32 protein-coding genes are annotated in these 26,944 nt (G+C 58.6%); 17 read left to right on the top strand and 15 right to left on the bottom strand.

Annotated features, from left to right (window positions below):
- Positions 1 to 405: 405 nt before the first annotated feature.
- The 3 genes from C8J25_RS19855 to C8J25_RS19845 all read left to right on the top strand — a co-directional run bounded on the left by C8J25_RS19855 (position 406) and on the right by C8J25_RS19845 (position 1,466).
- A complete protein-coding gene (locus C8J25_RS19855; RefSeq protein WP_107956073.1) occupies positions 406 to 603 on the top strand; it encodes a hypothetical protein in 198 nt (65 codons plus the stop codon).
- A gap of 111 nt (positions 604 to 714) precedes the next feature.
- A complete protein-coding gene (locus tag C8J25_RS21240; RefSeq protein WP_107956071.1) occupies positions 715 to 918 on the top strand; it encodes a DUF5818 domain-containing protein in 204 nt (67 codons plus the stop codon).
- Between the two features lie 104 nt (positions 919 to 1,022).
- Entirely contained in the window at positions 1,023 to 1,466 is a 444-nt protein-coding gene (locus C8J25_RS19845; RefSeq protein ID WP_107956070.1) for a hypothetical protein, read from the top strand.
- A gap of 426 nt (positions 1,467 to 1,892) precedes the next feature.
- Here the strand turns inward: C8J25_RS19845 and C8J25_RS19840 are convergent, their stop codons facing one another.
- The 3 genes from C8J25_RS19840 to C8J25_RS19830 all read right to left on the bottom strand — a co-directional run bounded on the left by C8J25_RS19840 (position 1,893) and on the right by C8J25_RS19830 (position 6,786).
- Complete coding sequence (locus C8J25_RS19840; protein WP_107956069.1) at positions 1,893 to 3,944, bottom strand: TonB-dependent receptor plug domain-containing protein; 2,052 nt, start codon at positions 3,942 to 3,944, stop codon at positions 1,893 to 1,895.
- 2 nt (positions 3,945 to 3,946) lie between these two features.
- Entirely contained in the window at positions 3,947 to 4,276 is a 330-nt protein-coding gene (locus C8J25_RS19835; protein WP_162236997.1) for a YfiR family protein, read from the bottom strand.
- Positions 4,277 to 4,623: 347 nt separating this feature from the next.
- Positions 4,624 to 6,786: a putative bifunctional diguanylate cyclase/phosphodiesterase gene (locus C8J25_RS19830; RefSeq protein WP_107956067.1), complete on the bottom strand. Its 2,163-nt coding sequence runs from the start codon at positions 6,784 to 6,786 to the stop codon at positions 4,624 to 4,626.
- Positions 6,787 to 7,280: 494 nt separating this feature from the next.
- Here C8J25_RS19830 and C8J25_RS19825 point away from each other — a divergent pair, with 494 nt between their 5' ends.
- A complete protein-coding gene (locus tag C8J25_RS19825) occupies positions 7,281 to 7,787 on the top strand; it encodes a Ros/MucR family transcriptional regulator (protein ID WP_056413502.1) in 507 nt (168 codons plus the stop codon).
- A 144-nt stretch (positions 7,788 to 7,931) separates the two neighbouring features.
- Here C8J25_RS19825 and C8J25_RS19820 read toward each other — a convergent pair whose 3' ends face one another.
- A complete protein-coding gene (locus C8J25_RS19820; protein ID WP_107956072.1) occupies positions 7,932 to 8,498 on the bottom strand; it encodes a recombinase family protein in 567 nt (188 codons plus the stop codon).
- 419 nt (positions 8,499 to 8,917) lie between these two features.
- On the opposite strand from C8J25_RS19820, the gene C8J25_RS19815 reads away from it, so the two are divergent.
- The 4 genes from C8J25_RS19815 to C8J25_RS19805 all read left to right on the top strand — a co-directional run bounded on the left by C8J25_RS19815 (position 8,918) and on the right by C8J25_RS19805 (position 12,576).
- Positions 8,918 to 10,009, top strand: coding sequence for a TonB family protein (locus C8J25_RS19815; RefSeq protein ID WP_107956066.1), 1,092 nt, complete (start codon positions 8,918 to 8,920; stop codon positions 10,007 to 10,009).
- A gap of 990 nt (positions 10,010 to 10,999) precedes the next feature.
- Positions 11,000 to 11,419, top strand: a complete 420-nt coding sequence (locus C8J25_RS20540) for a hypothetical protein (RefSeq protein WP_146173437.1) — start codon at positions 11,000 to 11,002, stop codon at positions 11,417 to 11,419.
- Positions 11,420 to 11,731: 312 nt separating this feature from the next.
- A complete protein-coding gene (locus C8J25_RS19810) occupies positions 11,732 to 12,139 on the top strand; it encodes a hypothetical protein (protein WP_107956065.1) in 408 nt (135 codons plus the stop codon).
- A 218-nt stretch (positions 12,140 to 12,357) separates the two neighbouring features.
- Complete coding sequence (locus C8J25_RS19805; protein ID WP_107956064.1) at positions 12,358 to 12,576, top strand: SDR family NAD(P)-dependent oxidoreductase; 219 nt, start codon at positions 12,358 to 12,360, stop codon at positions 12,574 to 12,576.
- A gap of 240 nt (positions 12,577 to 12,816) precedes the next feature.
- Here C8J25_RS19805 and C8J25_RS19800 read toward each other — a convergent pair whose 3' ends face one another.
- Together C8J25_RS19800 and C8J25_RS19795 are read right to left on the bottom strand one after the other, a co-directional pair.
- Positions 12,817 to 13,221: a hypothetical protein gene (locus C8J25_RS19800; RefSeq protein ID WP_146173436.1), complete on the bottom strand. Its 405-nt coding sequence runs from the start codon at positions 13,219 to 13,221 to the stop codon at positions 12,817 to 12,819.
- A 176-nt stretch (positions 13,222 to 13,397) separates the two neighbouring features.
- The gene (locus tag C8J25_RS19795) at positions 13,398 to 14,396 is read right to left on the bottom strand and encodes a zinc-dependent alcohol dehydrogenase family protein (protein WP_107956062.1); all 999 of its coding nucleotides are present in this window, start codon (positions 14,394 to 14,396) and stop codon (positions 13,398 to 13,400) included.
- A 45-nt stretch (positions 14,397 to 14,441) separates the two neighbouring features.
- On the opposite strand from C8J25_RS19795, the gene C8J25_RS19790 reads away from it, so the two are divergent.
- Positions 14,442 to 15,449 (top strand): AraC family transcriptional regulator, encoded by a 1,008-nt coding sequence (locus C8J25_RS19790; protein WP_208622651.1) that lies wholly within the window; start codon positions 14,442 to 14,444, stop codon positions 15,447 to 15,449.
- Positions 15,450 to 15,775: 326 nt separating this feature from the next.
- Here C8J25_RS19790 and C8J25_RS19785 read toward each other — a convergent pair whose 3' ends face one another.
- Genes C8J25_RS19785 through C8J25_RS19775 form a run of 3 tightly spaced genes read right to left on the bottom strand, consistent with a single transcriptional unit; the run spans position 15,776 to position 17,890 of the window.
- Positions 15,776 to 16,639, bottom strand: coding sequence for an SDR family oxidoreductase (locus C8J25_RS19785; RefSeq protein ID WP_107956060.1), 864 nt, complete (start codon positions 16,637 to 16,639; stop codon positions 15,776 to 15,778).
- Between the two features lie 31 nt (positions 16,640 to 16,670).
- Positions 16,671 to 17,432 carry an enoyl-CoA hydratase gene (locus C8J25_RS19780; RefSeq protein WP_107956059.1) on the bottom strand — a complete coding sequence of 254 codons (762 nt, stop codon included), beginning with the start codon at positions 17,430 to 17,432 and terminating at the stop codon, positions 16,671 to 16,673.
- Positions 17,429 to 17,890 carry a MarR family winged helix-turn-helix transcriptional regulator gene (locus C8J25_RS19775; RefSeq protein ID WP_107956058.1) on the bottom strand — a complete coding sequence of 154 codons (462 nt, stop codon included), beginning with the start codon at positions 17,888 to 17,890 and terminating at the stop codon, positions 17,429 to 17,431. Before C8J25_RS19775 ends, C8J25_RS19780 begins: the two co-directional genes overlap by 4 nt.
- Before the next feature lie 92 nt (positions 17,891 to 17,982).
- Here C8J25_RS19775 and C8J25_RS20990 point away from each other — a divergent pair, with 92 nt between their 5' ends.
- Positions 17,983 to 18,282 (top strand): hypothetical protein, encoded by a 300-nt coding sequence (locus C8J25_RS20990; protein ID WP_208622650.1) that lies wholly within the window; start codon positions 17,983 to 17,985, stop codon positions 18,280 to 18,282.
- Between the two features lie 63 nt (positions 18,283 to 18,345).
- Here the strand turns inward: C8J25_RS20990 and C8J25_RS19765 are convergent, their stop codons facing one another.
- Positions 18,346 to 18,717 (bottom strand): winged helix-turn-helix transcriptional regulator, encoded by a 372-nt coding sequence (locus C8J25_RS19765; protein ID WP_107956057.1) that lies wholly within the window; start codon positions 18,715 to 18,717, stop codon positions 18,346 to 18,348.
- Between the two features lie 167 nt (positions 18,718 to 18,884).
- On the opposite strand from C8J25_RS19765, the gene C8J25_RS19760 reads away from it, so the two are divergent.
- From C8J25_RS19760 to C8J25_RS19745, 4 genes are all read left to right on the top strand, one after another.
- The gene (locus tag C8J25_RS19760; protein WP_107956056.1) at positions 18,885 to 19,274 is read left to right on the top strand and encodes a DoxX family protein; all 390 of its coding nucleotides are present in this window, start codon (positions 18,885 to 18,887) and stop codon (positions 19,272 to 19,274) included.
- Positions 19,275 to 19,314: 40 nt separating this feature from the next.
- Positions 19,315 to 20,061 (top strand): SDR family NAD(P)-dependent oxidoreductase, encoded by a 747-nt coding sequence (locus tag C8J25_RS19755; RefSeq protein ID WP_107956055.1) that lies wholly within the window; start codon positions 19,315 to 19,317, stop codon positions 20,059 to 20,061.
- Between the two features lie 38 nt (positions 20,062 to 20,099).
- Positions 20,100 to 20,849: an SDR family NAD(P)-dependent oxidoreductase gene (locus C8J25_RS19750; RefSeq protein WP_107956054.1), complete on the top strand. Its 750-nt coding sequence runs from the start codon at positions 20,100 to 20,102 to the stop codon at positions 20,847 to 20,849.
- Positions 20,850 to 21,135: 286 nt separating this feature from the next.
- A complete protein-coding gene (locus C8J25_RS19745; RefSeq protein ID WP_146173435.1) occupies positions 21,136 to 21,585 on the top strand; it encodes a BLUF domain-containing protein in 450 nt (149 codons plus the stop codon).
- 104 nt (positions 21,586 to 21,689) lie between these two features.
- Here the strand turns inward: C8J25_RS19745 and C8J25_RS20535 are convergent, their stop codons facing one another.
- A complete protein-coding gene (locus C8J25_RS20535; RefSeq protein ID WP_146173434.1) occupies positions 21,690 to 22,358 on the bottom strand; it encodes a hypothetical protein in 669 nt (222 codons plus the stop codon).
- 36 nt (positions 22,359 to 22,394) lie between these two features.
- Positions 22,395 to 22,982: a hypothetical protein gene (locus C8J25_RS19735; RefSeq protein WP_107956051.1), complete on the bottom strand. Its 588-nt coding sequence runs from the start codon at positions 22,980 to 22,982 to the stop codon at positions 22,395 to 22,397.
- Between the two features lie 18 nt (positions 22,983 to 23,000).
- On the opposite strand from C8J25_RS19735, the gene C8J25_RS19730 reads away from it, so the two are divergent.
- The 3 genes from C8J25_RS19730 to C8J25_RS20530 all read left to right on the top strand — a co-directional run bounded on the left by C8J25_RS19730 (position 23,001) and on the right by C8J25_RS20530 (position 25,556).
- On the top strand, positions 23,001 to 23,306 hold the full coding sequence (locus tag C8J25_RS19730; protein WP_146173433.1) for a hypothetical protein: 306 nt from the start codon (positions 23,001 to 23,003) through the stop codon (positions 23,304 to 23,306).
- Positions 23,306 to 24,628: a zeta toxin family protein gene (locus C8J25_RS19725; protein WP_107956049.1), complete on the top strand. Its 1,323-nt coding sequence runs from the start codon at positions 23,306 to 23,308 to the stop codon at positions 24,626 to 24,628. Before C8J25_RS19730 ends, C8J25_RS19725 begins: the two co-directional genes overlap by 1 nt.
- Positions 24,629 to 24,764: 136 nt before the next feature.
- Positions 24,765 to 25,556 carry a hypothetical protein gene (locus C8J25_RS20530; protein ID WP_146173432.1) on the top strand — a complete coding sequence of 264 codons (792 nt, stop codon included), beginning with the start codon at positions 24,765 to 24,767 and terminating at the stop codon, positions 25,554 to 25,556.
- A 76-nt stretch (positions 25,557 to 25,632) separates the two neighbouring features.
- On the opposite strand, the gene C8J25_RS19715 is transcribed toward C8J25_RS20530, so the two are convergent.
- The 3 genes from C8J25_RS19715 to C8J25_RS19705 all read right to left on the bottom strand — a co-directional run bounded on the left by C8J25_RS19715 (position 25,633) and on the right by C8J25_RS19705 (position 26,806).
- A complete protein-coding gene (locus C8J25_RS19715) occupies positions 25,633 to 25,974 on the bottom strand; it encodes a HigA family addiction module antitoxin (protein WP_279628772.1) in 342 nt (113 codons plus the stop codon).
- 62 nt (positions 25,975 to 26,036) lie between these two features.
- Entirely contained in the window at positions 26,037 to 26,333 is a 297-nt protein-coding gene (locus tag C8J25_RS19710) for a type II toxin-antitoxin system RelE/ParE family toxin (protein WP_107956046.1), read from the bottom strand.
- A gap of 98 nt (positions 26,334 to 26,431) precedes the next feature.
- Positions 26,432 to 26,806, bottom strand: coding sequence for a hypothetical protein (locus C8J25_RS19705; protein ID WP_107956045.1), 375 nt, complete (start codon positions 26,804 to 26,806; stop codon positions 26,432 to 26,434).
- Between the last annotated feature and the right edge of the window lie 138 nt (positions 26,807 to 26,944).

Here is a 26,944-nt window from a genome sequence, read left to right as displayed (position 1 = left end):
AGACCGATCGTTGTGACGTTTCCCATCGTGACTCTCCTTCGACTCTCCGCAGGACATACTGCTTGAGGGTTGGAGAGCCGTCCACGTCATCACAAGCGGACACTCGCGAACTCTTCCCAGCTCTCCGACTTCGGCCGCCCATTCATTTTCGCCGCGGTGGTTTGATTACCGGTATTTACTACCAGTTTTGCCGTAAATGCAGACAGTCCGCATGCACTTTAATTACGCCATTTACAGTCAAAATTATACGTTCCGGCCGCTTCGGGATCCGTTGCCAGAACGCGGTGCGTTTCTCCATTGAAGACGTTTTTGACCTGCAGATAGCGGGCATTTTGGCTGAATGATCTCAGCCAACCGGTCGTAAATGCCCCTGCCGCCCCCATGACGGTTATGATAGAAGGCCACATGCTCAAGACAAGAATGAAGCGGGTCACCGATCGCGGCGATCACGCCGTGCGGCGCCTTGCCGAGATCGAAGCCTCGATCGCGGACCTTTCTAACGAGGATCTGCTCGATTTGGCAGACATCTTCAAAGCCGAACCCCGCTCACCAATCGGGGATATGGCATTCATTGAAATGGCGCGGCGGAACATCAGTCTTTGAAGATCGCTTGGGAACGGATTAGCGGAATCATCGGGGGCCTACCGAGGCACATCGGTTACACCAACGATCTCCCGCAACTTTTCACGATCATGATAAAGCGACGGCGCAGCGATGGTAGCGATTGGAACCCGGATCAAGGAGATAGGCACTTTGGTCCGCTATGGCGGAGCCTTCTATCTTCGCCGCGATGTCGGTGGCCGCTACGAGCTGGAATTGCATCGTACCCCCCTAGATCTGGTAGAAAAGCGCGTCCGGCTCATTGGCACATTGGTTGGCTCAGATCTCGTAAACGCCAACGGCGTTGCGCCAGCTTAGCCGGTCAAGAACTCCTGGCTCAGTCGTCAGCCACTGGGCGCAATTCTGATTCAACCTGACTCATTGCCGTTGCGCACAAACCACGAACAGCCATCATCCTGGCCATGGAACAACAGATCATTCACGCCTGCGGTCATGAGCAGGGCCATTATCTCACAGGCTACGACAGCCAGAAGGAACGCAAAGCCAAGTGGCTGAAGACGACGAGTTGTCGAGACTGCTTCGTTGCGGAAAAGCGAGCCGAGGAGGTCGCCGCGGCATTGTTAAGCAGCGCAGCTGTCTCACACCTTGCTCTTCCATCGCTAACCGGCACCGATAGGCAAATCAGCTGGGCGTCGACGATCAGGACCAAGCGGCTCGCAGCGCTATTCAACTCAAACAGCGACGGCGACTGTAACGCATGCCTTCGGGTCACGGACGCCAAATGGTGGATCGATTGCCGCGATCTGACTGACGTTGATCTCATGGCAGCCGCGAACCGAGCGTCAAGCATGCAAAGCGTGCCGACGCTCATGCCATCGACTACGAATCCCACGGTTGCCCTCTAAAGGCATAGGCCGCCCCCGCGATCCACGCCCGTAAGCCAGACGCATCCTATGTGTGCAAGCAGGGTCTAGACCTCGTGAATGAGGTGTTTAATTTCGCTGTTATCGGCCCTGTTTGAACGGGATTTGTGTTCAAACCACATGCTTACTCAGGGTATACCCGGATTGACGCGGAGCGTAATGACCTCCCGCCCTTTTTGTCGGTGACGGAAAAATCTCTGGATTTTGGTTTCCGTACACTCGGACAAAGCGATAGGGTTTTTCGCCTGTGCCACACATAGATTCGGGCGCCCCCGGTCGCCGGATCTGATGGCTGACGACAATCATGTGGTTTCGAATAGGTGGGGTGATGATCAAGAACGTCGATCGATGGGGAGCGAAACCGTCGCCCTTCCGACCATTCATCATGCAACCAGCTACGTATTTAGCTTATATCTTAGCACTTACTCCCAATCTAAGTCGACGATCGGCCGGTATTGGAGAGCCGTAAGCACCACGAGCCTGTGTCAAGTTTTCTCCTGCCACATGGATCGACACCCTTGGTGTTAGCATCCGGGCAATTTTAGCGTCGACCGTAATGGCTGCCGGTACGCGTATCATCGCCAATTCTGTCGACGGAAGAAAACTGCTTTGGCGACTGGCGCTTGTGAGATGCGCCAATGTGGTCGCTGACCATCCACCTGCGGCATAATCGAGGCTCAGATTGGCCCGATGCTGCGGTGTGGCCGCCTTAGGAAAGAGAGCATAGAAGGTGGTATTACGGTTGGCCGGGATGTTCTCATCCACCCGGGTCACATTGTAGTTAAATGACCAACCGAAGTTGGTCGCGATCTTACCGGACGCTGACAGCTCAACGCCGTAGCTTTCAAAATTTCCCACGTTGGCAAACCGAGTGACGGCGATCGGTTCCGGTGTCAGCACTACCGTTACATCAACAGACCCCCCTGGCGAGGCGATCAACTTGTCGGTCCGGGTATAAAAGAGGGATGCATCAAACCTTAGGCCTGACGCCAAGCTATGCGAATAGCTCGTCTCTGCACTCCAGACGGTGACTGGAGCAAGACGGGGATCGCCAGTTAGATATACCGGGATCCGAACTTCAGGCGCCGGAACGGTCACGCGTAGGCCAAAGCCGATCAGCGATGGCAACTGCAGGCCACGTCCGCCGTTAACCCGGAACCGGCCATTTTCGCTGACCTGGATGGTTGCAGCGGCGTTGAAGCTGACCGGCGTAATCGTGCGGTTATAGGCTGAGGCAGGATCAATCTGAGGTGCTGCCGGCGCCCCCCCCTGACCCAACCAAAGATGATCGAGCCGCAAAGCGCCCGTCAGCGAGAGGCGGGCAAGCGGACGAATGTCGATCATTCCGCTGACCGCTGCAACCTGATAACCAATGCGATGTGAAAACAGACTGTCGGAGCCGAGCTGGTTGTTGCGGTATTCGGTACCAATTCGAAGGGTGTCTGCCGCGCTTATTCTAACGAGCGCCGACGCGGACATCACGGTGATGCGGTTGCTCGTACGAAGATCGGCAACGCTGCTGTAGGGGTCAGAAATGGGCGTGGTAATCCCATAGTCCGCCTGCAACCAATTAGTGTAGACGCGGCCAGAGAGATTGCCCCAGTTGGTGTCGTGGTTCACCTGTAGTCCGGCGGTCTGATTGCGGAACCGTTGCTCGGTCAGAATCTGGCTCGGCAAGAATTCCAGTTGCCGGTTGCCGGTCAGCCCACCATTAAGTTCGATGGAGGTTGAGGCGCCAGCCTGAATTGCCAGCGTCGCGCTCACCTGATCGGCATAGATGCCCAATGTACGTGGCGGCTGGTAAAGTGCGCCTGGGATCGCGCGCTCGTCTTCCTTTTGATGTCCGCCAGTTACCTTCAAGCCGATAGTTGGGCTAACAGGTATGGTGAACGATCCGCCAATGCGGGCATAACTATGGGTACCAAGTTCTGCAGTTGCACCAAGATGCGGATCTGAACCAGCGTTAGTGGTGATGATGTTGACGACACCACTGGCGGCATTGAAGCCAAACAGCGCAGTAGCAGGACCTCGGACCAACTCGATCTGCTGGATGTCATCGAGCTGCACACCAAGTAGGTTCCAGTTTGTCATGCCGTAATGATCAAGATAGACCTGTCGCCCGTCGACTAGAACAAGTAGCCTGGCGTTATAGGTCTGGACACCGCCGCGAACGGCAACGTCACTCTGGCCCGCGGTCCAGCGATTGACATCAATTCCGGCATAAGCCTTCAAGAGATCCGGTACACTGCGGGCTGGTGACCGCTCGATCTCGTCATGCGTAATAATAGTAATTGAGGCGGGAGCTTCAGACGCTCGCTGAGGCTTGCCAGTCACGCTGGTCGTAATCGGCTCACCGAAGGCGTCACCCAACGCAGCATAGTCGACGATCTGTGCATCGAGCCCGGTGGGTACAATCGCACCGATTGCGGTGGCGACCACAAGGGTAAGAAGGCGCCCCATGATCAGATTTCCTTGACGAGCATGAGGAAAGCGGACCCAAACCTGATACCGCTTCGACGCGCCGCAGCCTTATTCACGATGATCTGTGTTTTGCTCGCTCCGCTGATGCCCACAATGCATTTTCCCGCCACGACGCAGCCAGCGTCGGCGGTGATTGTCAAAATAGATTGCGCGCTGGCAGCTGCGGCCACTTCGTCCTGGTGCGCGCGTAGACCCGTGGTAACGAACGCAGCCTTCGTGCCAGTCAGCTGGCCTAGGTTACTCACTGCCACCCGCCGCGTGCGGAGCGTCGCACGGCCCAGCGTGAAGCCACCAGTCAACATGCGCTCCATGTCAGACGCCTCCGCCTCCGAGGCAGCGTTGCCGGGCTGATAAACAATGCCGACCGGTACCAGTCCGACAGGCGATGGTTGAACGAATGATATGATACGGGCGGCAACGGGGACGTTGAGAACAGCCGACGGGGCCGTCGCCGCTGGCCAAATCATGCTAGTGACGAGGACTGGCCCCGCGAGGAAAGATAGATGTTTCACACGTATCCCGATCGTTTGTCCCGCCGGATAGCAACGGGATGTGTGCCAGTGGTTAATACCCGCCGGGAATGTGGCGGCGGATCGAATGAACCGTTCTGGCCTGTGGCTATGTCTTTTCGAAACCTATGGACGGCACCTGTTTTTGCTCAGGCGGCCACCTGACAGGCTGTGCTGAACAATCGGACAGTTTCAGTGAATGATGCCGGTTTGCCGAATAAGTAACCCTGCCCCTGGGTACATCCCTTTAGTGAGAGCATCGCTGCTACCGCCGCGTCCTCGATACCCTCGGCCGTAACCTTCATGCCGAAGCTGAGCGCCAGCGAGATGATCGCATCGACAATCTTCTCGCTCTCGACGCTGTCAGTGAGCGATGTGACGAAACTTTGGTCGATTTTGATCTTGTCGAACCGGAGGCGTCGCAGGTTGGATAGGCTGGAATACCCAGTACCGAAATCATCCAGTGCCACGGATATCCCGCTTTGGCGGAAGGTTGCCAGCACACGTTCGGCCGCGACGATGTCATCCATCACCGCATCCTCGGTAATCTCGATCTCAAAACGCGATGGCGAGACGCCTTCAGCGAGGATGATGGCGATCAGTGCCTCGGCCAGTCCCGGTTCTTCGAACTGGGTCGGCGAAATGTTCAAAGCCAAACGCAAGTGAGCGGGGATCTGGCGCGCATCAATACACGCCTGTCGCAGGATCGAATTGGTCATCGCCGTTATCTGGCCAGTGCTATCGGCAAGTCTGATAAAGGCGTCAGGCGCTAGTAGCCCGAGACGAGGATGATGCCAGCGCGCCAGAATCTCAAAGCCGCATAGCCCCCCATCTGAGAAACGGACGATTGGCTGATAGAACGGCTTTACTTCGCTGCGGCCAATACCATCGCGCAATTCCTGCTCCATGCGTCGGCGCTCGAACCGCTCGGCTTCCATTGAAGGGGAAAATAGGCAGACGCCGCCCTTGCTGCCCCGCTTGGCTTCATACATCGCGATGTCTGCGGCATGCAGTAGCTCGCTCCCAGCGACCCCATCATTCGGGAAGCGGGAGACCCCGATGCTGGCACCGACCGTAATCGTGTTACTGCGCCAGGCGAGCGGTTGATGAAGCACGTGACTAGCTTGGTAGGCCAACGCCATGGCATCGCCTGTGCTCCCTTCGTCTGGCACGATTATAGCAAACTCGTCCCCGCCCAGGCGCGCAATAGTGGCATAATCCCCACAGACGCTATGCAGTCGGTGTGCAACCGTCATGAGCACCGTGTCGCCGGCAGCGTGTCCATGCATGTCATTGGCATCTTTGAAGCCATCGAGATCAAGCAGCACCACTGATAATCCTCTGCCAGCGGTCATGGCAGCGTCAATGGCAATCTCAAGCGCGTTACCGAACTCTCGTCGGTTAACGAGACCTGTCAGCGCGTCAGTGCGTGCGAGCTTCAGCGCCTCCTGCTCGGCGATACCGCGGCGCGTGATCTCCGCTGTCAGTTGGACACCACGTTCGGCTGCCAATGCGAGCCAAGCATAGGATAGGCCGGCGACTATCAGCACCGCAGCCGTAACTAATGCGACAAGCCATCGCGTCCGCCACGCAGCATCCTCGGCATGACGGTGCGCATCGGCAATGCCGGAGGCTGCGATTGCCTTGACCTCGGCCAGCACACGGTCTGCATTGGCACGAAACGGGCGCAGCATGGCAACGCTAGTGGAGAAGTCGACTTCCAGCATCGACGACACCACTCCAACCGCTTCATCATATTTGCCGAGCTCTGCAACGACCCGGGTAGCACGAGTGATGTCCCGAGGGTCGAGCGCCTCCCGCTGCCTGGCCAGATCGGCGCTGATCTGACTGATCCTATGGCGGATATTGATCAGGCGTCGGGTGCTGTCAGCGGCGCGGCCGTTAGCCGACGCATCAACCAGCAGGCGGTACAGGTTGCCATCTTCGTGGTCGAAGCGCGCGGCAAGCTCGCTCAATGAGACTGCCGTCTGCATGTCATGGTCAACGATGAGGCTGTTGGCATGTTGAACGTAGATGAGCGTGCCAAGGCAAAGTGTCACTGCCAGCACGAGCAATATGATCACGGCCTTGGGGCCAGCTATATACTGCGGTAGCCGCGACTTTCGTTCGATCTCGGAAACAGCGTTAAGGCTGGTCAACCCATCATCTGGTTGAACAAGGTCAGCAAAGCATTGAGCGCGAGCTTCTGAACATGCAAATTGCGGCCCCGGACCTATCTCGTTTTGCGCGAGACGCGAGGCACGGCGACCGATGCGAAAGGCGGCGCCTCGGATGGTTCGTCGTTCCAGCATGTTCAGCGCCTATGCCGCTGACAAGACTAACAAATCCTTTTGCGATCAAAAAAGATTTGCAATCCGCCCAAGCTTGATACCTCACGCGCAGGATCGGCGGTATGTCATCCCGAATCTACCGAGGAAACTATCAGCGCGAGCTAATCCCGCCGTCGCAAAAATGGGCGCATACCAGAGTGCCTCGTGAGCAACCATTCCGGTCATACAAAGCCGGGCCGGCGTGGCCAGTAGTGAAGCCGGACCAACCGGTCCGCCACGATCGAGATGCAAAGCGGAGAAGTACGTTACTGTGCCACTAAACGTCCGATGCGGCGCGTTGCTAGCAGGCCCGACATCAAGTGGGCGGTGAGTAGGATCTGCATATCGAACCATTTGTGATCACCGCATTTTCCGGTCCTTCCATGCACCAATCTTAAATATGTGGCCTCGGGTAAACTAAGATTGCCAGCAACCAATCAAATACCTAGATGCGCCTCCAGAAATGGAGCCCTGCTATGTCTGACACTACCCTCGATCTGAACCCCGTTGAGCTCGCCACGGAATTGACCATCGCGTGGTTAGCAAACCCCAACACGCGTACCAATGCTGACGACGTTCCGGCCTTCCTGAACAAAATGTACGAAACTGTTTCGGTACTGGTCGGCGGAAACGCTACGGCTGCTGAACCCGAGGCACCTGCTCAAGAATACACCCCGGCCGTAACGGCGCGTAAGTCGCTTGCCAGCCCCGATCACATCATCAGCATGATCGATGGCAAGCCGTACAAGACGCTGCGCCGCCACCTTGCGACTAACGGCATGACGCCAGTGGAGTATCGTGAGCGTTATGGCCTGAAGGCTGATTACCCCATGGTCGCTCCGACCTATTCGGAAGCACGTCGCACGATGGCGAAAAGCATTGGCCTGGGTCGCAAGCCCGGTCAAACCAATGCAGCCAAGGCAGACGCCAAGCCCACCCCGGCTCCGCGCAAGCGCAAGACCGAAGAAACGGCAGCCGAATAAGCCATGGCATAGCTTCCCGGAAAACGGGAGCCGAGCCCCTGTGGAAATGCAGTCTACGTCCCTGGAGGCGCGTCCTCAGGGCCTCCAGGGTCATCAGACGGCGATCATGGCCACTAAAGGGCACGATGCGCAGGTAGCGGGTCTTCAAGGGCCCGGCTCGCTGCCACCAGCCGGAAAATGCCTGTAAAAGGTTGCGACCGAGACGCCGATCGCCTCGGCTACGTCCCGGGGACGATCGCCCGCAGCGAGCAGCTTCATAGCCGTGGCCCTCTTTGGCGTCAGGACCGACTTGCGCCCCCTGCCCGGCCCGTTCTTGCGACGGGCCGCCAGTAGCCCGGCCATTGTGCGTTCGCGGATCAGCTCACGCTCCATTTCTGCGATCGACGCCAGAATGTGAAAGAGCAACCTGCCGGTCGGCGTCGCTGTGTCGATCCCGTCGGTCAGGGACCGTAACTCGATACCGCGGGTAGCAAGGTCAGCTGCCAGTTCGACAAGGCCCTTCATCGAACGGCCAAGGCGGTCGAGCTTCCAGACGACGAGCGTGTCTCCCCGGCGAGCGACGTTCAACGCTTCTGACAAACCCGGACGGTCGGTTTTCGCGCCACTCGCCTTGTCACTGCAGATCCGTTCGCATCCCGCAGCGGTCAGAGCGTCCGTTTGCAACGTCAAATTCTGGTCCGATGTCGAGACCCGGGCATATCCGATGAGCATCAGCGGGGAATCCGCCATGTTAGGGCGCCTGCCTCGGAATGCGGCGAAGCGATCTGCGCTCTCACGCAGCGCGTCGCCGTCGGGGCCGTCGAAGGCGGGCGGTGGTACGCGAAGGTTTAGCCGGCCAAGGCCGTCTAGGACTTGAACATAACCCAGCCCGGTACGGTCCTTCGTTTCCTTGGCCGAACGGTGTCCTGAGGCATAGGCGCGCAGTGCGTCGTCGATCGTCATGGTTCGACCCTTCTCAGCTAGTCAACAAAGTTGGCGTTCAATGAGAATGAACAATGAGAACATATTTTGAGAAAGTGGAATTCCAGGCCGGCTATCATCTGTGCTCGCCGAGGATTATTCATTGGTGAGATCGCTAGGCACGTTGCCGCCAGCGGGATAATCGATGTCGTAAATTTGGAGATCACGCCATGCCTGGTGCGCTGCTCGCGCTGCTCAGTGTCCCTGCCCCTCCGGTACCGTTCGCCACACAGCGGACGGAGGTCGTTGCGTTCACCGCCAGCGATGTCACCTGTTCAGGCGAGCCGATAGTAGCCGCTAACATCGTTCGGCCTTTCACAGCCGTTGCAACGCGTTACGGTCCCGCCGTTACCGAAAGCCCCTCACCCACATATCGGTTCTCCTTCGTAATCGATGCGCAGGGGCGCGCCCGCACGATCCGCCGTGATAGGACGGAATCGCCGGGTTGGTATGTCGACACGAGCGATCTTGCCCCTGCGCTGGCGGCTTCGAGCTTTCCAACCGGAATGCCGCAGGCAAAATGCAGCGTGTCCTTCAAGGTATCGGTCACGCCGATCGAGAAGGCGTCGATGCCGGATTTGTACGAACTGGCGAGCCGTCCGGACTCCATAGGATTCGCGCCTGCCCTGTTTGAACGAGTTCGCCCCGCCGACTCAAACTGCCCCCGCGAGCCAGGCCAGTACCGGCGTCTTAACCTGCCGGCCTTCGAAAAACTGTCGCAACCGGCGCGCCGACCATCTTGGGTGTTTCTGGCATTCGACGTGAACGCCGCAGGTAAGCCTGGCAACGTCCAGACATTGGGTACGTCCGGCGATACAGGGCTCGAGCGAGCCGGCCGAGAAGCTTTGCTGGCCAACCGCTATGAGCCGGGAGCGGGTTTTCACGGATGCACCTATCACTTCTACCATAACGGAAGCGCCAACCTGGCGGCCCCCGTACCGGTGCCAGACACGCCCCTGGATACTGGAGACCAGCCCGGTTGTATCGTGGATCCCAAATCGATCCCGGGTCTTCTCGACGGAAGCGCCTACCCCAGAGCGTTCTGGCGCCGCGGAATCGAAGGGGCGGCCGTAATTGGCTATGATACGGCGCCATGGGGAGCGGTAGGGAACGTAAGGGTTCTAGGTTCTGAACCGGACGAGGCGTTCGGCGATACCGCGCGCAATGCGCTTTCCAATGCGCGGGTAGTAGAAAGCGATTCAGGCCGTCGAGGCTGTGTTCAGCGGGTCAAGTTCAAGCTTCCGCCGAAGAGCACCCGGTAACGAGCACTGCCTGGCTGGCGTTCCCGATCGGGAACGCCATAGGCTTCTCAATTGGCGTTCGTTTGCGAGAATGTGTTGATTGCCGCTATTGTCGCAGCTGATAATCTTCGAGCCCGCAACCACGCAGCTCCCCGAGCATGTGGCGCGGCCTCTTAACGGGGGATACGATTTGTCATGGTTCCGGTTCGTTTTGCCTTCTATCTTCGCAGTCGGCATTTCCGTCGTAGCTAGTGCTCAGGCCAGCAAATCTAACAGTTCGCCAATTTCGATACAAACTCAGAGGGTGAAGCAGAAGGGGGTAAGGCCACTAATATCAAATACGCGACAGTTATTAGGCCAAGATCAATCGCGCCGGATCACTGTGTTGTCGCTGAACCGCCTGTTTAATCGGCTGTCCGGCGGAGCGGTCAAAGTCACGGTGCTTATCGCGTAGGGCCGGGGTCCTACGTTGGGATCGCGCCCTGTCCACTGTCGATCCGCGGCAGGACACTGAGGTGCAGCGGCGTCACCGAGATCGAGCCGGTACACCGGCTTCAGATCCGCCGTTATTACCGGGAACAACATGGTTTTATCGATTTTGGGTGCATTGATCAGCCGTGCCTCTTTACTACGATACCCGGCCTTGAAATTGCTCAGGTACCAGTAACCCTGACCGCCGCGATCAAGTCAGGCGGCTACATTATTTCTCTTACTGCTAGGTCCGCCGACGGACAGATAGTCAAAAGCTATGTGTTTTTGGTCAATGGGACACAGTCTTCGGGGATATGTATGCATCCTGCGGCTGACAGCCAGATAACCGGGGAATCAAATATGCGTGCGTGCGAGATTTTCAAAGAACTGATCTGACGGACTCTTCATGGGTCTGTGTTCATTTGCCCCTCCTGAAATCGGGGCCGTAAGGCCATTCTCGAATTTCGATCGTTTGCGAGACACTCGGCGTGCTCATGATGCAGTAATCAGGATTTTTAAACATCTCAAAGGATCAGTAGCGTGCGCGTGATATTCAACGACTCAATCGACCTCGGCTTCGCAGTCGCCGCTTTGATAAATGACACAGTCGATAGGAGCGAAATTGCCGATTGGGCTGCACGCGTAATTGACGAAGTTGAAGATCCACCAACCTATATTTACGTCATGCTGGACATGGAGCGCTACCACGGACGTGGTCTTCATGACGAGATTGGATTTACACCAACCACCGGGTTAGATTCTGAAGACGAATTTCAGTACCTCCGTGAGATCGCAGTGCGTCGCGGCAAAGAAGACTCTGACTATCTCGGGGGTAAGAGTCCTGTCAGCCTAGGTGCGGTCCGCAAGGCTTATATAGACAATCTACTCAAAATGAATTTCGGATTAGATGTTCAATTATTGCCTCCATTGTACCTAGGGGATGCTTCGCGCACCCCATAGCTTTCGAGAAGCAAGCTCATGTAGCCTAACCTGGTGTCCATGGGACCGGCAGCAGCTTACCACCTCGACAGCATGCGAGGTCCGTCGCCAGCGATTCCCGAAAGTCGATCGATTCCGAGAACGCCGGTCCCTTCTCGCCTGCCGTACGTTTGAAAGAAAGGCTGAGCTACAGCGGCGACGCCGCACATGCAAAAAATCAGATTCCAGCACTGGCTTATGTGCTCATTCACCTGCCATGCAGCGACGGATCGTTAGATAAGCGCGACCGGACGATTGCAGCGTGCCACATCGCCGGTTTCTAGAGAGATAGAAATGATCCTTACCAAACAGCCGTTCGCCCTTGTTGCCGCAGTTGCGATCGGACTGATGATGCCCGGTGTCGCCTTTGCGCAGCAAGAAGGAACCCAAGCACAGCGCGCCGAGAATATGCAGGCGGCGACTGCGCTTCATACCCGCATTGATGCGACCCAGGCTCGGATCGAGAACGCGCGGCGCACGCACAAGATTGCGCGTGCGCGCGCGACGGCGTTGAACCGTCAGATCGCGCAGACCCGGCAGAGCATGACCCGGCTCGGCAAGCAGCAGGGCTTCGTCAGCGCTGCGGAGCTCGCCTCGTATAATCGTACGCTCGGCACGATCGAGAGCGAACTTGATCAGCGCGGCGTTGCGCGCAGCTACGGCAAGGACATGCTGCCTGCCGCACCTAACGGCCGCCATTGAGCATACGGGTACGGGAGCGGCCATGCCGCTCCCGTCTACTCAATTCTACCACAGCACTTCTGGATCTGATCGACCATGTTTCTGTCCGGCGGACAAAAGTCGAACATTCCCGAAAAAGCATCATGATCGGGAATGGCCTCTGGACGTATTCCACCAGTAGAAGGCGCACTCAGAACTCCATCCCGAGGCGCGCTGACATTCTTTGAGCATATCTTTCCGTGAGTTTCGCACGCGACGAGGCACTCTGGGATCGCATCATCGCGGTCGACCTGAAGGGCGTGTACCTGCTCAGCCGCGCGTTGCTTCCTGCCCTTCAGGCAAGCGGCAACGGCGCAATCGTGAACATGGCCTCGATCGCGAGCGTCGTCGGTCGGGGCGGTGGACTTGCCTATACCGCAGCGAAGGCCGGTGCCCTCACACATCGCTTGGCTGGATGACGCCGGTCGAATATGCTGCTGCCGCGACCATCGAAGCGGCCGAATGAACGCCGGAAACTCACCTTCAATTTGGATGAGAAACCGGGGGACCCTCAATTGTGGACGTGGCTGTAGATCTGTCAGACCTTTCTGGTCCGGTGTGGGGTCAGAACCGGGCACACAGGCATCGATGACTCTTTCTGAAATGAACGAGAAGGTCCGGGGGCAAGCGTCAACCACGCCGCTTGCGCCCGACCGTTCCTACCGGGTGCCGTTCGTCGTCATCAGCCCATCCTTGCCGTAGCCACGCGGCACGCCGTACCCGTCAAGCGCAACGTCCATCTCACCCAAAGCACGATTGTACGAGGCAAGCTCGGCTGCACTGACGAAGCCCTGCTTGCGGTTCAGCTTGGTCATGCTCGCCTTCAGCTGCGAAAGCTGACGATTAAGCCTGCCGGCCTGCGTGCGAGTAACTTTGTCGCTGCGTCGGCCTTCCGCAACCCGAGCCTGTACGGTCTTAACGCGCGTCCTTAGTGCATCCCTTTCACGGCCGTTCTCGGTACGTGCAGCGTGCATGTCCTGTACCTGTGCAGCTGCAGCAATTGGAACAGAGACCACCTCGCTGATGGTGAGCACGATGACAAACGGGAGCGTGTTGAGCTTCATTGTAGCCTTCTGGAATAAGGGAAAACCAGTCACGAGGTCGCGGCTGCGATGGGGCTTTGACAGCCCCACCGATAACGCCGGCATGAGCCAGGTACCAGCTCAGACTAGTCGCGTTCTTATTCCAATAGTGCGCCCGGGACGAGGCCGGACGGCTTGCTACCGAGGACGTAGGTCCCTTATGAATCGCCGATTATAACGACCTTGCCGAAGACATTGCGCTTGCCGAAATGCTCGAACGCAGCCTTTCCGTCTGCCAATGCGAAGCGGCTGTCGATCAGGGGGCGAATTCGATTTTGCGCGACCGCGGCGACCACGTCTTCCAAGTCCTCGCGGTTGCCCGTCGAGATTGTTTGGAAACGCGCGAAGGACAGGAACATATCAAGATAACCGGGCATTTCCCCTTCCGATAATACGCCGACCATAGAGACCTGACCGCTAAGCGCGACCGCTTTCAGCGACTGTGCAAACGTACCTGATCCACCGACCTCGACCACGCGGTCGACGCCACGGCCGCCAGTCAGTGCTTTTGCCTTCTCGCCCCAGTCCAGAGTATCGGCGTAGTTGATGACGTGATCCGCACCTAGCTGACCCAGTCGTTCGGCCTTCTCGTTCGACGACGTCGTTGCGATAACCCGTGCGCCGCGCGCCTTGGCAAACTGTAGGGCGAACAGCGATACCCCACCCGTTCCCTGCGTTAGCACAGTGTGCTGCGGGCCGATCCCGGCAACCGCGTTCCAGCCGGTGACCGCAGCACAAGGCAGGGTCGCCGCGTCCTCGAAGCTAAGGCTGTCGGGAATGGAGACTAGCTCGTTCTGGTCGACCGCGCGATAGTCGGCCATCCAGCCATCGAGCTGGACCCCGTATTGCGGTCCGAATTCGCGGAAAAAGCCTGCATGCCAACCCGGCATGAAGTTGCATGCCACCCGGTCGCCGACGGCGAATCGGGTGACCCCGGGACCGACTGCCTCAACGACCCCCGCCGCGTCGGATATCTGGACCCGGCCGGCCTCGAGTGGGAACGGTGACCAGCCGTTGACAATCGTCAGGTCGCGGAAATTTAGCGATGTTGCCTTGATGGCAACGAGTACTTCGCCGACGCGTGGCTGCGGCACCGGCTCGTCGCGCAACTCTAGACCGTCGAACGAACCGATCGTTTGCAAACGAAAAATCTTCATGGGAATTTCTCCTGTAAGGAGCGGTGTGTCCCCCAACTTGACCAGATGATCCATTACGCAGAGTATCGAATTCCTAACCGAACGTCCGAGTTTGCTATGCACCCCTTCGATACCGTCCTAAGCGCCATGCATCTCGAGAGCTCGTTGTTCGTACGGATGAAGGCCCATGCCCCGTGGGCGATCTCGTTCGATAGCGGGGGGCAGGCGCGACTGGTCGTCATCGCTAGGGGGCAAGGCTGGTTCACGCAGGTGGGCCATGTGCCCGTAATGGTTCGCCAAGGCGATTGCCTCATCATCCGACATGGTATCGAGGGCATCCTCGGTGACACGCCCGACCGGGTCGCCGTGCCCTGTTGGCAGATCGCCGACCACGTCACTGGGGAATTGGTCGCCTTCGGCGGTGACGGCAAGGCCTGTGAATTCTTCTCGACGCTGTTCAGCTTCGACCATTCAGCAGGAGAGCCACTTGCAGCGCTCCTTCCGGATGTTGTCCATGTTGCCATGCCAGTATCAGATGCAGGCAGGATGGTTTCAATCCTCGAACAGATTGGAGCCGAGGAAGCTCAAGGGTCGCTCGGCGGTTCCTACGTCGTCGGACGATTGCTCGACGTGCTATTCATCCAGGCGATCCGGACTTGGGCGACGTCGGAAGGCAATATACCCGGGGGCTGGCTTGCCGGTCTTACCCATCGGCAGCTCGCCGCAACCTTGCACCGAATCCATGCAGATCTCGCCTATCCCTGGACGCTGGAACGCCTTGCCAGCGGCGCGGGTATGTCGCGATCGATCTTCGCTGCGTTGTTCAAATCGGTCGTCGGGGTCCCTCCGTTGGCCTACATTACGACGTGGCGGATTTACCGGGCGAAGTTACTGCTTTCAGCTGGGCACTCGATTGCATCCACAGCTGACCAGACGGGCTACGGCACCGATATTGCACTCAGCCGAGCATTCAAGGCCGCGACAGGCATCGCACCAGGGCAATGGCGTCGCGCCAACAAGGCTAACCCGCGCCTCGATGGTGCCAGACAGACAACGGCTCGTGCGGCCGTTTAAACCAAACGTTGATACTAGGTTGATGGTCAATTATCTGCCGCGTGGCAACAAAAGCATCCATGGGGGTCGGTACATAGAACGGCCCTGGATATACGCGAAGCGCCGGCGGGCCGGCTGAGGCGCAAAACAGCTGGGTTGTCGCACAGTCATGATTGCGACTGGCTTTCTCATAACTGGCCGCTGAATGGAAAAATGGAAGGAAAACCGCCCGTCCGTTTTCAGGAGCCGTGATAGCGAGAGCCGACATCGTGCGCCGTCACTCTTCCCAAAAACCGACGGGGTTACAGGAGGGTCTTGGCCTTCTGAAACCCCGTCCTCGGTATAGGTCAGCTTCCGCTGATAGTGACGCCGGGCGGTGGGACGCTGGTCGCAGGCACAAAGAAATCCGGCATTAGTGGCTGGCCAGGTTCCACGCTGTAGGGGGAGAAGTCCACCACGCCGTCTGCGAACAGGAAGGTGTCATCGATCAGAAATTGACCGGTGAAGTCCCGCGCGGGTTTGGTAAAAATGCGGTAGGCGGCATCGGCCATGATCTCCGGTCGGCGACAGAGGCGCAAGGAACCTCCGCCAGTCAGAGCGAACTCCACGGCTGACGTGGCGATAGCGGTACGAGGCCAGAGCGCGTTGAACGCGATGCCCTCGTTCCTGAATTCCTCAGCCATGCCCAGCACGCACAGGCTCATGTTGTACTTGGCCATCGAGTAGGCGACGTGGCCCTGAAACCAGTGCGGCGACAGGTCCAGAGGCGGCGACAGCATCAGAACGTGCGGATTGTCCGACTGGCGCAGATGCGGGATGCAGGCTTGCGAGGTCAGGAACGTGCCGCGCCCGTTGACCTGGTGCATGAGGTCATAGCGTTTCGGATCGGTCGCCAGAGTGCCGGTCATCGAGATCGCCGAAGCATTATTGACGACGATGTCGATGCCCCCGAACGTCTCCACAGTCGTCTCGATACCTTTGCGGATCGAGTCCACGGCGCGCACGTCAACGATCAGCGGCAAGGCCCGGCCGCCCGCCGCCTCAATTTCGGCAGCAGCGGTGTAGATCGTTCCCGGCAGTTTGGGATGGGGTTCGACCGTCTTGGCCGCGATCGCGATGTTTGCACCGTCCCGCGCCGCCCGCAGGGCAATCGCCAGACCTATACCCCGGCTCGCGCCGGTAATGAAAAGCGTCTTGCCCGCCAATGTCATGGCCGTCTCTCCAAAAGCTGAATTAGATCGATCATGCGAACTTCGAGAAGTCGGGCGCACGGCGCTGCGCGAACGCCATGAAGGCTTCCTGCGCTTCGGGGCTTTGCAGGCGTTCCATGAACTCCTTGCCTTCCACGCCCATGTGCGTCGTCACGGCCGCAGTGTCGCGCATGAGCCGCTTAGTGGCTTTCACAGCGCCCAGCGGCTGCTTCGCGATGCGGGCGGCTACCGCCTCGATGGTGGGAACCAGCTCGGCAACCGGCACGGCCGTCGTCGCGAGGCCCCACGCTACGGCGTCCTCCGCCTCGACGGCCTCGCCCAACGCCAGCATGGAGAAGGCGCGGAGGTGGCCAATCCGGGCGGGAAGAAGCATGCTCGAAGCGGCCTCAGGCACAAGGCCCAGATTGACGAACGGGGTGGTCAGCTTCGCATCGTCCGCGAGGATGACATAATCACAGTGTAGCAGCATCGTGGTTCCGACGCCTACAGCGCGACCCTGTACGGCAGCAATTAGCGGCTTGTCGGTTTCAGCGATGGCCCGGATGAAGCGACCGACGTTTTGAAGGGTGCCGGGTTTGCTGGTCGCGAACTCAGCAACATCATTGCCGGCGGTGAACATATCGCCTTCGCCTCGGATGACGACGACGCGGATGGCCGCGTCCGTCCGCGCCGCCTCAATCTCGTCCGCGAGTACCCCGTACATGTCGTTGGTCAAAGCGTTCTTTTTGTCGGCCCGGTCCAGGACGAGCGTCAGGATGCCGTCCGACTTGCTCACCTTGATATGGTCAGTCACTTCATCTTCTCCTTAGGAAATTTGGTACCGACAGCGTCCAGCCACCGGGCGACGATCGCGAGTTCGGCATCATCGAAGCCCGCGCAAAGCTGATCGTTCAGAACACGGGCGGATCGCACCGCTTCGGCCCGCAGCGCCTTGCCGGGATCAGTCAGTGCGATGTTCCAGGCACGCTTGTCCGTCGTATCTGGCTGGCGTTCAATCAGGCCGTCACGGCCCATGCGATCGAGAAGGCCGGAGAGCGAGGACGCGCCGAGGTCAAGCTGCGCGCCGAGCTGCTTCATGGGAATGCCCTGGCTGTCTGCTTTCAACGCCATCAACACACCCGCGCGTGCCGCTGTTTTCCCGTCGACGTCGCCCTGAATTGCGGCTTGGACGCGGCGCTGAGCAACACTCAGTAGATATATGAACCTCGGTCGGCGCGCGGGAGCGGGACTGGTGTTCGCAATTTTTGACATAGGCCAACGTCACTCCGAATCACTTCGTGTGCGTAATACCTAGTTCGTACGCGTAATACAATGACTGACTGTCACCGTGGCAGGCGGGCCTCATGGCTACGCTCGTTCTGGTCGGCCAGATTGGGCCGCTCAAAGAAATCAGCACCGTGCCGCTCCGGCTCGGTCGTCGCCGCATCGCGGGTTCACCGATCCGGGCGGTCGCGCGGGCAAAACTGCCGAACCTCGCGAGCAATCTCGCCGGCCTCACGGTGCTGATGGTGGGCGGGCATGTGGTCCGGGTGACAGGGCTGCTAATGGCTGCGGCGAGCATAGCCGGGGGACAGGTCGGCGCTCACGGACGATGCGGTTCGCGGCAGGCGTGGGCCGTCCGCTGCTCATCGTCATGTCGCTGATCCTGACGGGGAAGCTATTGGCTGATCCGGCCAACCCGCTCACCCACATGGTGCTGACCGCGCTCAACTAGGCTCGCGCACCTTGCGTCCCCGGGTCGGCGCATCGGTCATGGGCAGGGTATGTCCATATTCCATCCACCACGCCGTCAGCGCTTCCAGCGCCGGCCCCAGACCACGTGCCTTGATCGTGATCTCGTATTCCACCCGTGGGGGCACCTCGGCGAAGACCGTACGTGAGACCAGTCCGTCCGCCTCGAGTTCGCGCAATTGCGTCGTCAGCATGTGCTGGGTGACTCCGGGGATAGCCTTGCGCAGCTCACCGAACCGATGGACGCGTTGATTGAGCAACCACATGATCTCGAGCTTCCATTTGCCTGAGAGCAGCGCGAACGCGCGGCGCATCTCATCTTGCATGCTCACGACGGTTCTAGCCATTGGTCAGGTTTTCCATACTAACCCTATGTAATTCATCCTACTTGCGAGTAACACTCCTAGGCTTCATTTTCAATTCGTGTTGGAAAGCAGGCGCCTTGGTTCCTGCGGGTCAACAGAGAACGGGCAATGATCGAGGAGGTGCCGCCCTGACGGGCGGTGGATGCTGCATGGCAGGAACCTATATCTACTGGATCAGCACCACGTTGCTGTCGGCGCTCTATTTGATGTCGGCCTTCGTCTACGTCACCAAGACCGCCTGGGTCCGCGAGACGCTGACGGGCCTCGGCTATCCGACGTACCTCGTGCCATTCATGATCGTCATCAAGGTCGCCGGAGTGCTGGCGATCGTGTCGCGCTTCAACGTGGCCATCAGCGATCTCGCCTACGCCGGGATCCTCTACCACCTGCTGCTGTCGGGCATGGCTCATCTGGGCGTCCGCAAGCCTGCTCGTGCCGTCCCGGCGGTGATCGGCCTAGCGCTGCTGGCCGCCTCCTTCACGACGCAGAACACCGCCCGCGACATCCCGTCGCCCTACACGCCGGCAGCGATGCGCTGACGCGCACTCGCCTCACTCACATCAGAAGAAGGAATTGCACATGGGTCGTCTCGACGGAAAGGTCGCCATCGTCACCGGCGGAGGCCGCGGCATCGGTCGCGCGACCGCGAAGCTGTTCGCGGCCGAAGGCGCGAAGGTCGCCATCCTCTCCCTCACGCCCGCCAACATCGATGCGGTCGTCGCCGATATCGAGGCCGCGGGTGGAACCGCGCTTGGCGTACCCTGTGACGTTAGCGACGCCGACCAGATCACCGCGGCAGTCGGGATGGTGGTCGAAGCGTTCGGCGGGATCGACATCCTCGTGAACAATGCCTTCGACCCGTCCGTCGTTATGTCGTCGGTGCTGGAGCTGTCGGTCGAGAAGCTGCAGCGCAACTTCGACATGGGGCCGATCGCCTACCTGCGCATGATGCAGGCGTGTTACCCGTATCTGAAGGCCAGCGGCGAAGGTCGCGTCATCAATTTCGGATCATCAGCCGGCATTATCGCGATCCTGCCCTATTCGGGATACGGCATGGCCAAGGAAGCCGTGCGCGCCCTGACCCGTACCGCCGCGCGCGAATGGGGTGCGGACAAGATAACGGTCAACAACATGCTGCCGGTTGCCGACACTTGGGGCGCGACTGCCGCGAACATGCCGCCACCTACCGTCCCGCTCGGCCGCTACGGCTCGCCCGAGGACGACGTAGCGCCCGTCGTGCTTTTCCTGGCGAGCAAGGACGCGCAGTTCATCACCGGCTCCAGCCTGACGCCTGACGGCGGGCTCATCATCGACGCCGCGCGCTGACGCGCCACCTTGCCATTAAATTCGGATTGGAATTGAACATGAACCGTCTCGAAGGAAGGGTCGCGATCGTCACCGGGGGCAGCCGCGGCATCGGTCGCGCGACCGCAAAACTGCTCGCGGCCGAGGGGGCCAAAGTCGCGGTGTTGTCGCTGACGCAGGCGAGCGTGGATCAGGTCGCCGCGGAGATCGAAGCGGACGGCGGGACGGCGATCGGGATCGTCTGCGATGTCGCCGATGCCGACCAGATTACCGCGGCCGTCCAGCAGGTGGTGGACGCACTTGGCGGGGTCGATATCCTCGTCAACAATGCATTCGACAAATCGGTGGTCAACGCCAAGGTCACCGAACTGTCGGTCAATCAGTTGCAGCGCAATTTCGACACCGGACCGATCGCCCATCTGCGCCTGATGCAGGCTTGCTATCCGCACCTCAAGAAGAGCGGAGCGGGGCGGGTGATAAACTTCGCGTCGATGGCAGGCGTACTCAGCCTCGCCGGGCACGCGCCCTATTCGATGGCCAAGGAAGCGGGACGCACCCTGACCCGCTTCGCGGCACGTGAATGGGGCACCGACGGCATTACCGTGAACAACGTGTTGCCCGTCGCCAACACCTTCACCGAAGTGCCGGAAGCCGGGATCCCAGCGCCCAATACGCCGATGGCCCGAATGGGATCGCCCGACGCCGACATCGCGCCGGTCGTGCTCTTTCTCGCCAGCAAGGATTCGCAGTTCATCACCGGGTCGAGCCTGACTCCCGACGGCGGCGCGCTGATCGACAGCGCCCGGTAACGGCAGCGCATTCTCGGAATGCGATCCCTTTTGAGAACGTCGATTTGTCCTCAAATCGCCGTTCGTAGGGAAACTGCCTCAGATCCGTGTGTTGTGTCTCAACCAGACAGGAGGAAGCGGTTGAGTGTCCCGATCCATGATACGCCCTCCGACGTTGCAGCGCTGGACGGATGCGTGGTTGTATCTGGTCCTGGAGGGATCGCTGTAACCCTGTCGGCAGACGCCGCGGAAGAAACGGCAAAGCGCCTTCGTAGGTCTGCAACCGAGGCTTGCGATCAAGCTTGCGTTGACCCAGCACCGCACGAAACGCCGGAATCGTGAGTTAGCGATGCACCGAATAATTTATGTCAGCAGATCGCTTATTGTCGGAAATCCCCGCGAGATAGACGCCATCGTCGCAACCTCAATCGCTTGGAATAATACAGCCGGCGTCACGGGGATGCTTTGGTTCGATGGTGCAAGCTTTGCACAGGTAATCGAAGGCCATCCTGATCGTGTTGGATTGACGATGGATCGTATCCGCAGTGACCCGAGGCACACCGACATCGAAGTATTGTTGGATCGATCCGTCCTATCCCGCCAGTTCGGTAGTTGGTCGATGCGCTGCGCTGGTGGCGATGAGGCGAGCGCGTATGGCACTAGCTTTATGATCGGCTTTGCAATGGGCGAGCGCACGCCGTCATCGAAGCGACTGTATGAAATCGTCCTGTCTAGCGATGCTGGTAAAGCGGAGTAGGGAACAGAACCACACGACCGCTGTTCTGACCTCGACCGGTGCGGTTTCCCCCCCTGCCCCGCCGGCCACGACGCCTCGCTGCTCCCTCCCGCAGCGGGGCGTTTTCATTTCTCCGCGTCATCGGGCGGGCCCAGTGTGTACGGGTCGATCTTCGCTGTGCCAGCCTCGATATCGAGAACGATAAAGGCGCATTCGATAAAATCGTCGTCTCGGTGCATGGCAGCAAAGAAGCGGAATGATCCGTCCACCGTTACCATCATCAGGCCGCTTATAAGGTTCCAAATCCTTTCCTTTGCCCGATTGATCGCGAGTAGATCGACGTGGTTATCCCGCTTGAGGTATTTCTTCATTGAAGCTCGGTGCAGATGATGACCCGATAGCTCCCACGTTTCCTCTATTTCTGATCGAGATATGGGGTGTCCCGCGCCTACATCGTCAAAATGGTATGTGCCGTCAGGCATAGTTACCATTTTACATGGCGTCGGGAAAAAGGCCGGATAGCCCTTTGCTAAAGCCTTGAAGATGCTGACCGGGCTGTAATCATCACGAAAGGCTTTGTTCGTCGCAAAATCGGCTTGGACGGCAAGGACTGTGATTGCCAGGCATTCACAACATAGCCGAAGCTGTAGATGGCAGCTTTCGTTTGTAATTAGGTCAGGTAGTGGCGCAGCTTGGAGTGCGTCAATGGCGCGCAGCCGGACGCGTATCTCGTTCAATGCGTTGATTATCACGTCCGCTTTCTCACGGTTCGTCTTAGGAAAGCTGGTGGCCATCTTCATACGGTAGTCGTCTTGCCGGACCCTGCAAATTTATCCGTCCTCCGTGCGCGCACCAAACATATCGGCGACGACAATCGGAATGCCATCACGAGGAGCGGGATAGGATTGCACAGCATTATCGACGTGATGCCTTAGCTTCCACAGAAAGGCGTGGATCGCCTCCACGTCGTTTTCGGCAAAGACAAGCTGTTCGCCGCCCATGATAGCAAGGAAGTCGAAGGTTGATCCGTTCGGGAGATCGCTGCGCCATATCTCCGGCCGAATGAGCGTTGTGTAACCGTCCGAATGAGCATGAAGCCTATTGCGAGAATCCATCAGCCGGGAATGCAAAGCGGCCTCAGCTTCATTAATCTGGAACGCCGGTTTGATTAGCTTCCACCCAAAGGGAGCGCCATGCCCGCGGGCTTGAGTGAATGGACGAGCATACGAAACGACCATCGTAGTTTCGTAGCATTTGAACCTTCGCAATTCCTCTGACCGGTAAGATTTTGTCCAATCCACATCTTCTAAAAGGAATGTCGCGGCGCTCAGGGCGTGACGGAAATCCAGCGCACTCATCATCAACCGCAACAGTTTTTGGCGACTGTCACTATCTCGCTGATCGCTCTGCCCTGTCATAGTCGCAATATCCCGTCGTTGGTCGTTGGTCTGTTTGTGCTTGCTTCAACATGGCGTAAACCCGTTGTAGGAGAACCGGTGATGGCATTAACACATTCCGATCCCGAGCTACGGCGCTTCCAGATCGAGCACGACTTGCCCCACCTTCACCGCGAGCGGTGGAACAGGATCGCAGCCGAGCTAACCGATCAGATCGAGGCGGCCACTGGCGACGATCGCGCCCGCCTGCAACACCAGTTCGACCGCCACTACGAAGACCGGTTCCGTTCCGAGAGCAGCCGCGAAGCCTTGCTTGCTGAGGCTGGAATTGTGGAGCGAAACTGATGGTCGATGACGCCATAAAAGGGATGACACCCGACGAGCAGAAGGCCGCCGCTGCCCGCTTTATTGAGCAGGAGTTGCGCCACAGCCAGCCCGTAGCGTCACCGCGCGCGATCATCACAGGCGGACAGCCCGGCTCCGGCAAAAGTTACATTGTCCAATCCGTTGGCGTCCAATTCGAGGGTGCGGGCGGCGTTATCGTCATCGATCCCGACGAGATCCGGCCCAAGTTGCCCTACATGCAAGAACTAATCGCGGCCGGTAAGCTCGACATTCCGGACGCCGCCTACATCGACGCCGGCACGATCGCGCATGAGATGGTGCAGATCGCCAAGCAGGAACGCCGGAACGTCATCGTAGATGGTACGCTGGCAAACACCGACCGGGCGCTACAACTGGCGGATGGCTTCCAGAAGGCAGCTTATCAGGTTGAGTTTCACGGCATGGCCGTCAGTCCCGAGCTTAGCCATGCGCGCACCTACAGCCGGCGTGAGGACCAGATCGCTAAGTCGCCTACAGGGTTCGGGCGTGGCGTTGGGGACGATTTCCACCATGGCGCGGTCAAGGGCTACGCGGCGTCGGTCGATGCGCTTCAATCCAAAAGCGCGGTCAATTCTATGGCGCTCTATTATCCCAATGGCGCGAAGATCGAGACGAAGTTTCAAGGCGGCACATGGGTTCCAGCCGTGTCCATGAAAGAGGAGCTGGACCAAGCCCACACGCAGCCTAGCCCTGAAATCATGAAAGCCACCGTCGCGACGTGGGACGTTGCGAGTAACGCGATGCGCGCCCGAGAAGCGCCAAAAGAGGAGCAGCTAAAGGTGGACAATCTCCGAGCCGCGGCAACCGCAAAAGCGCCAGCGCCCACACCAGCAGAGCAGGCCGATAGGTTCGATGCGGCAGTGGCGGCCGAATGTAAGGCGATCGTGAAGCGTGCGACCCGGCTTGAGGGCAAGTTACAGGATCGGTTGGAAAGCACCCAGCAGGCACGATCGGAAACGCTCGCAGCGAAGCCCACAGGCCCGAAGTGGATGCCGGGGGCGGCAAAGGCGCTTGCGACGTGGGAGGCGCAGCAGCGCGCACAGTTCGGAGCCGTGGCAGACACCGTAGCCCGGATCGATCGCGTTGCGCCGTACACTCAGGCACCAATCCCCGGCTATCCGAGCAAGGTGGAGGAAATTGCCGTCAAGAAGGTGGAACGTCGCGACCCACAGATGGCGAAGGAGGCGATGGCCTACCGCGTTACCGAGCGACAGCAGCAAGCTCGCGCGTTCACCGAGGCCAAGATACAGCAGCAGAGCGCTGGCCAAAAACTCGGCCGTTGAATTTTAGCGGCTAAAATTTAGGTCCGAGATTTTGGGCTCCTAAACACTCTGGCGCATTCCAGTATGGAATCGCAGGAGTGTAATTTGGCCACCTCGGCTCATGGCGTCGCTCGACTATCATCCAAGGCTTTGTGCAGTGACAAAGAATCTCAGTCCTGATTTTGCTGATGCCGTACGCAAGGTAGAGAGGGCAAATTATCACATTGCTGAGTTCGACGCGGCAGCCGAACGATACTTCTCAAAGCGTCCCACCCAAGTCACAATGACGCCAGTTGTTCGTAGAGGTGTGCATGGGTTTGCAGTCGGAGATAGGCTTGGGTTTCCAGATAAGGGAATGGCTCTTTTCATCGGCGATATTGTCCACAATTTACGTTGTGCTCTTGACTACCTGATTACTGCCTGTGCTGTGCATAATGGAAAGCGCACAAACAGCACCGAGTTTCCTTTCGTAAAGGCGGGGGGGCGAAAGTCGGATTTGAATAAAGGCATATACAAGGCACGAGACGCTGATCCTCGCGCAGAAAAGCTTGTATGGAAGGCGCGTCCCTATCCTCGTGGTAATACTCTCTTGGTTGCACTCAACGAGTTAGATCGATTCGATAAACACCGGCTGATCGTCGCCGTTGCGTCTCAGGTTGAAGTCGAAGTCACCACTGGGGGATATAACGAGCTTCCCATGGACCGACTAAAGGGAATGAGGCGCAAGGGGCGCACCGGTTTCATGCCGGTCAAAGAGGGGTACGAGTTAGCCCTTGCCGTCGACATGCACTTTCGAAGCGAGATAGTCTTTGCCCGTGGTGGCCCGCTGGCGGGCAAGCCATGCCTTCCAGCGCTAAAGGCAATGTCGGGCGCGGTTGCCGACGTGATTAAAACTTTTGAGGACGAATACGGGACCATTGCGTTCGCACGGTCGTTGCCTCGCACGTAAAAATAGAAACGGCCGCCAAACTGGCGGCCGTTCCGGATAATATGTAAGACACTATAAGTTAAAAAGCGCTGCTTCTTTAAGCGAATACAGCAATCCGGGGAATTGCATGCAGCTTGGCCTCATTGTCCCGCTTCACTTCCGCGAGATCAAAGAGAGTCTGCATACGACAAAGCAAATCTGCCGGGTAACCAATGGCTGCTTCAATGCGAGCGGCCAAGCTTGGCGTGACCGGCCCCTTTCCATTAAGTACCTTCGCGATACTAGGTTGCGTCGCGCCGATGGCTTGCGCCAGCGCGACGCCCGTAACTTTCCGAGCGGGCAATACGTCCATTTTGAGGACCATGCCAGGGTGGATAGGATAGAGGTCCGTAAGGAACTCGTTATGTTCGATGAACTCCTGGTTCTCCGTGGTAGGCATAGTTACATTTCCGTGTTCTGTTACAGGGGGTCGCGACATGCGGATCGCTTCCCGTCTCAGCCCTAGTGCGGATCGTCGTAAATCATGTCGGTTACCTCCTTGGCTTTCAGATCGTAATTAAACAGCAGGCGTGTGTTACCAGTGACGTCGATGCTCCACCGTACTTTGCTACCTTGCCAACGATGAACCCGGTACTCGGGATGGGCGTCCGCCACATCCTTCAGACTATCCGCGGCGCGTAGCACGCCAAAGCGGATACGGATCGAGTAGCCAACTTCCGGTTGCAACCCCTTCACGGGATCGCCCGGTTTCGTTCGCAGCAGCAGCTTGATACGCTTATCCGACACACCGACATCCATAACGCTTGAACTCCCTGTATATGCCGACAACATATACACCATAAGGAGCTTTACAAGGATATATACGTCGGTAGCATATATTTATTCGGTATGCGTGTTCAACGAGATGACCGGGCCGGGACGTACCCATAGCGGATGACAGATCGAGCGACCCACGAGTAGGAAAGGCAATGCACGCCGTCTTTACGCGGACGCGCCCACGACAGATCAATGACCTGATCGCCCCAGCGTTGCGCGACCCAGCGGATCGTCGCCGCGGCATCGCGATTATAGGGCAGCAGCCAGACCGCACGGCCGACCTTGAGCCGTCCTCTTATGGCGTACAGGTTTGTCGCGAGGTCGAGGTTTTCCGCGTCATTTCCACCAGCCGAGATCACCGCAGCGGCATACGCGATCGTCGGAGTGCGCTTTAGGATAGCCGTCGAGCTAAGCCCGTTTTGCGTGATGAACGCGCATTGCTGGCTTCTGTGCATTATTCGGACACAGATTCACGGTAGTGCTCCCAGGCCAGAAGTTCGACAGGAACGCCCAAACCCGGACCTAGCTGGGCTGGTTTGCTGATCCCGATAGCGGACATTGCCGGGGCGTCGGCGTTGGGCCAGATTGCTACA

This window comes from Sphingomonas faeni, assembly GCF_003053745.1.
GTDB classification, from domain to species: domain Bacteria; phylum Pseudomonadota; class Alphaproteobacteria; order Sphingomonadales; family Sphingomonadaceae; genus Sphingomonas; species Sphingomonas faeni.
The sequence above is the reverse complement of the archived record's forward strand: the minus strand, read 5'-3'. Positions and strand labels throughout refer to the sequence as shown.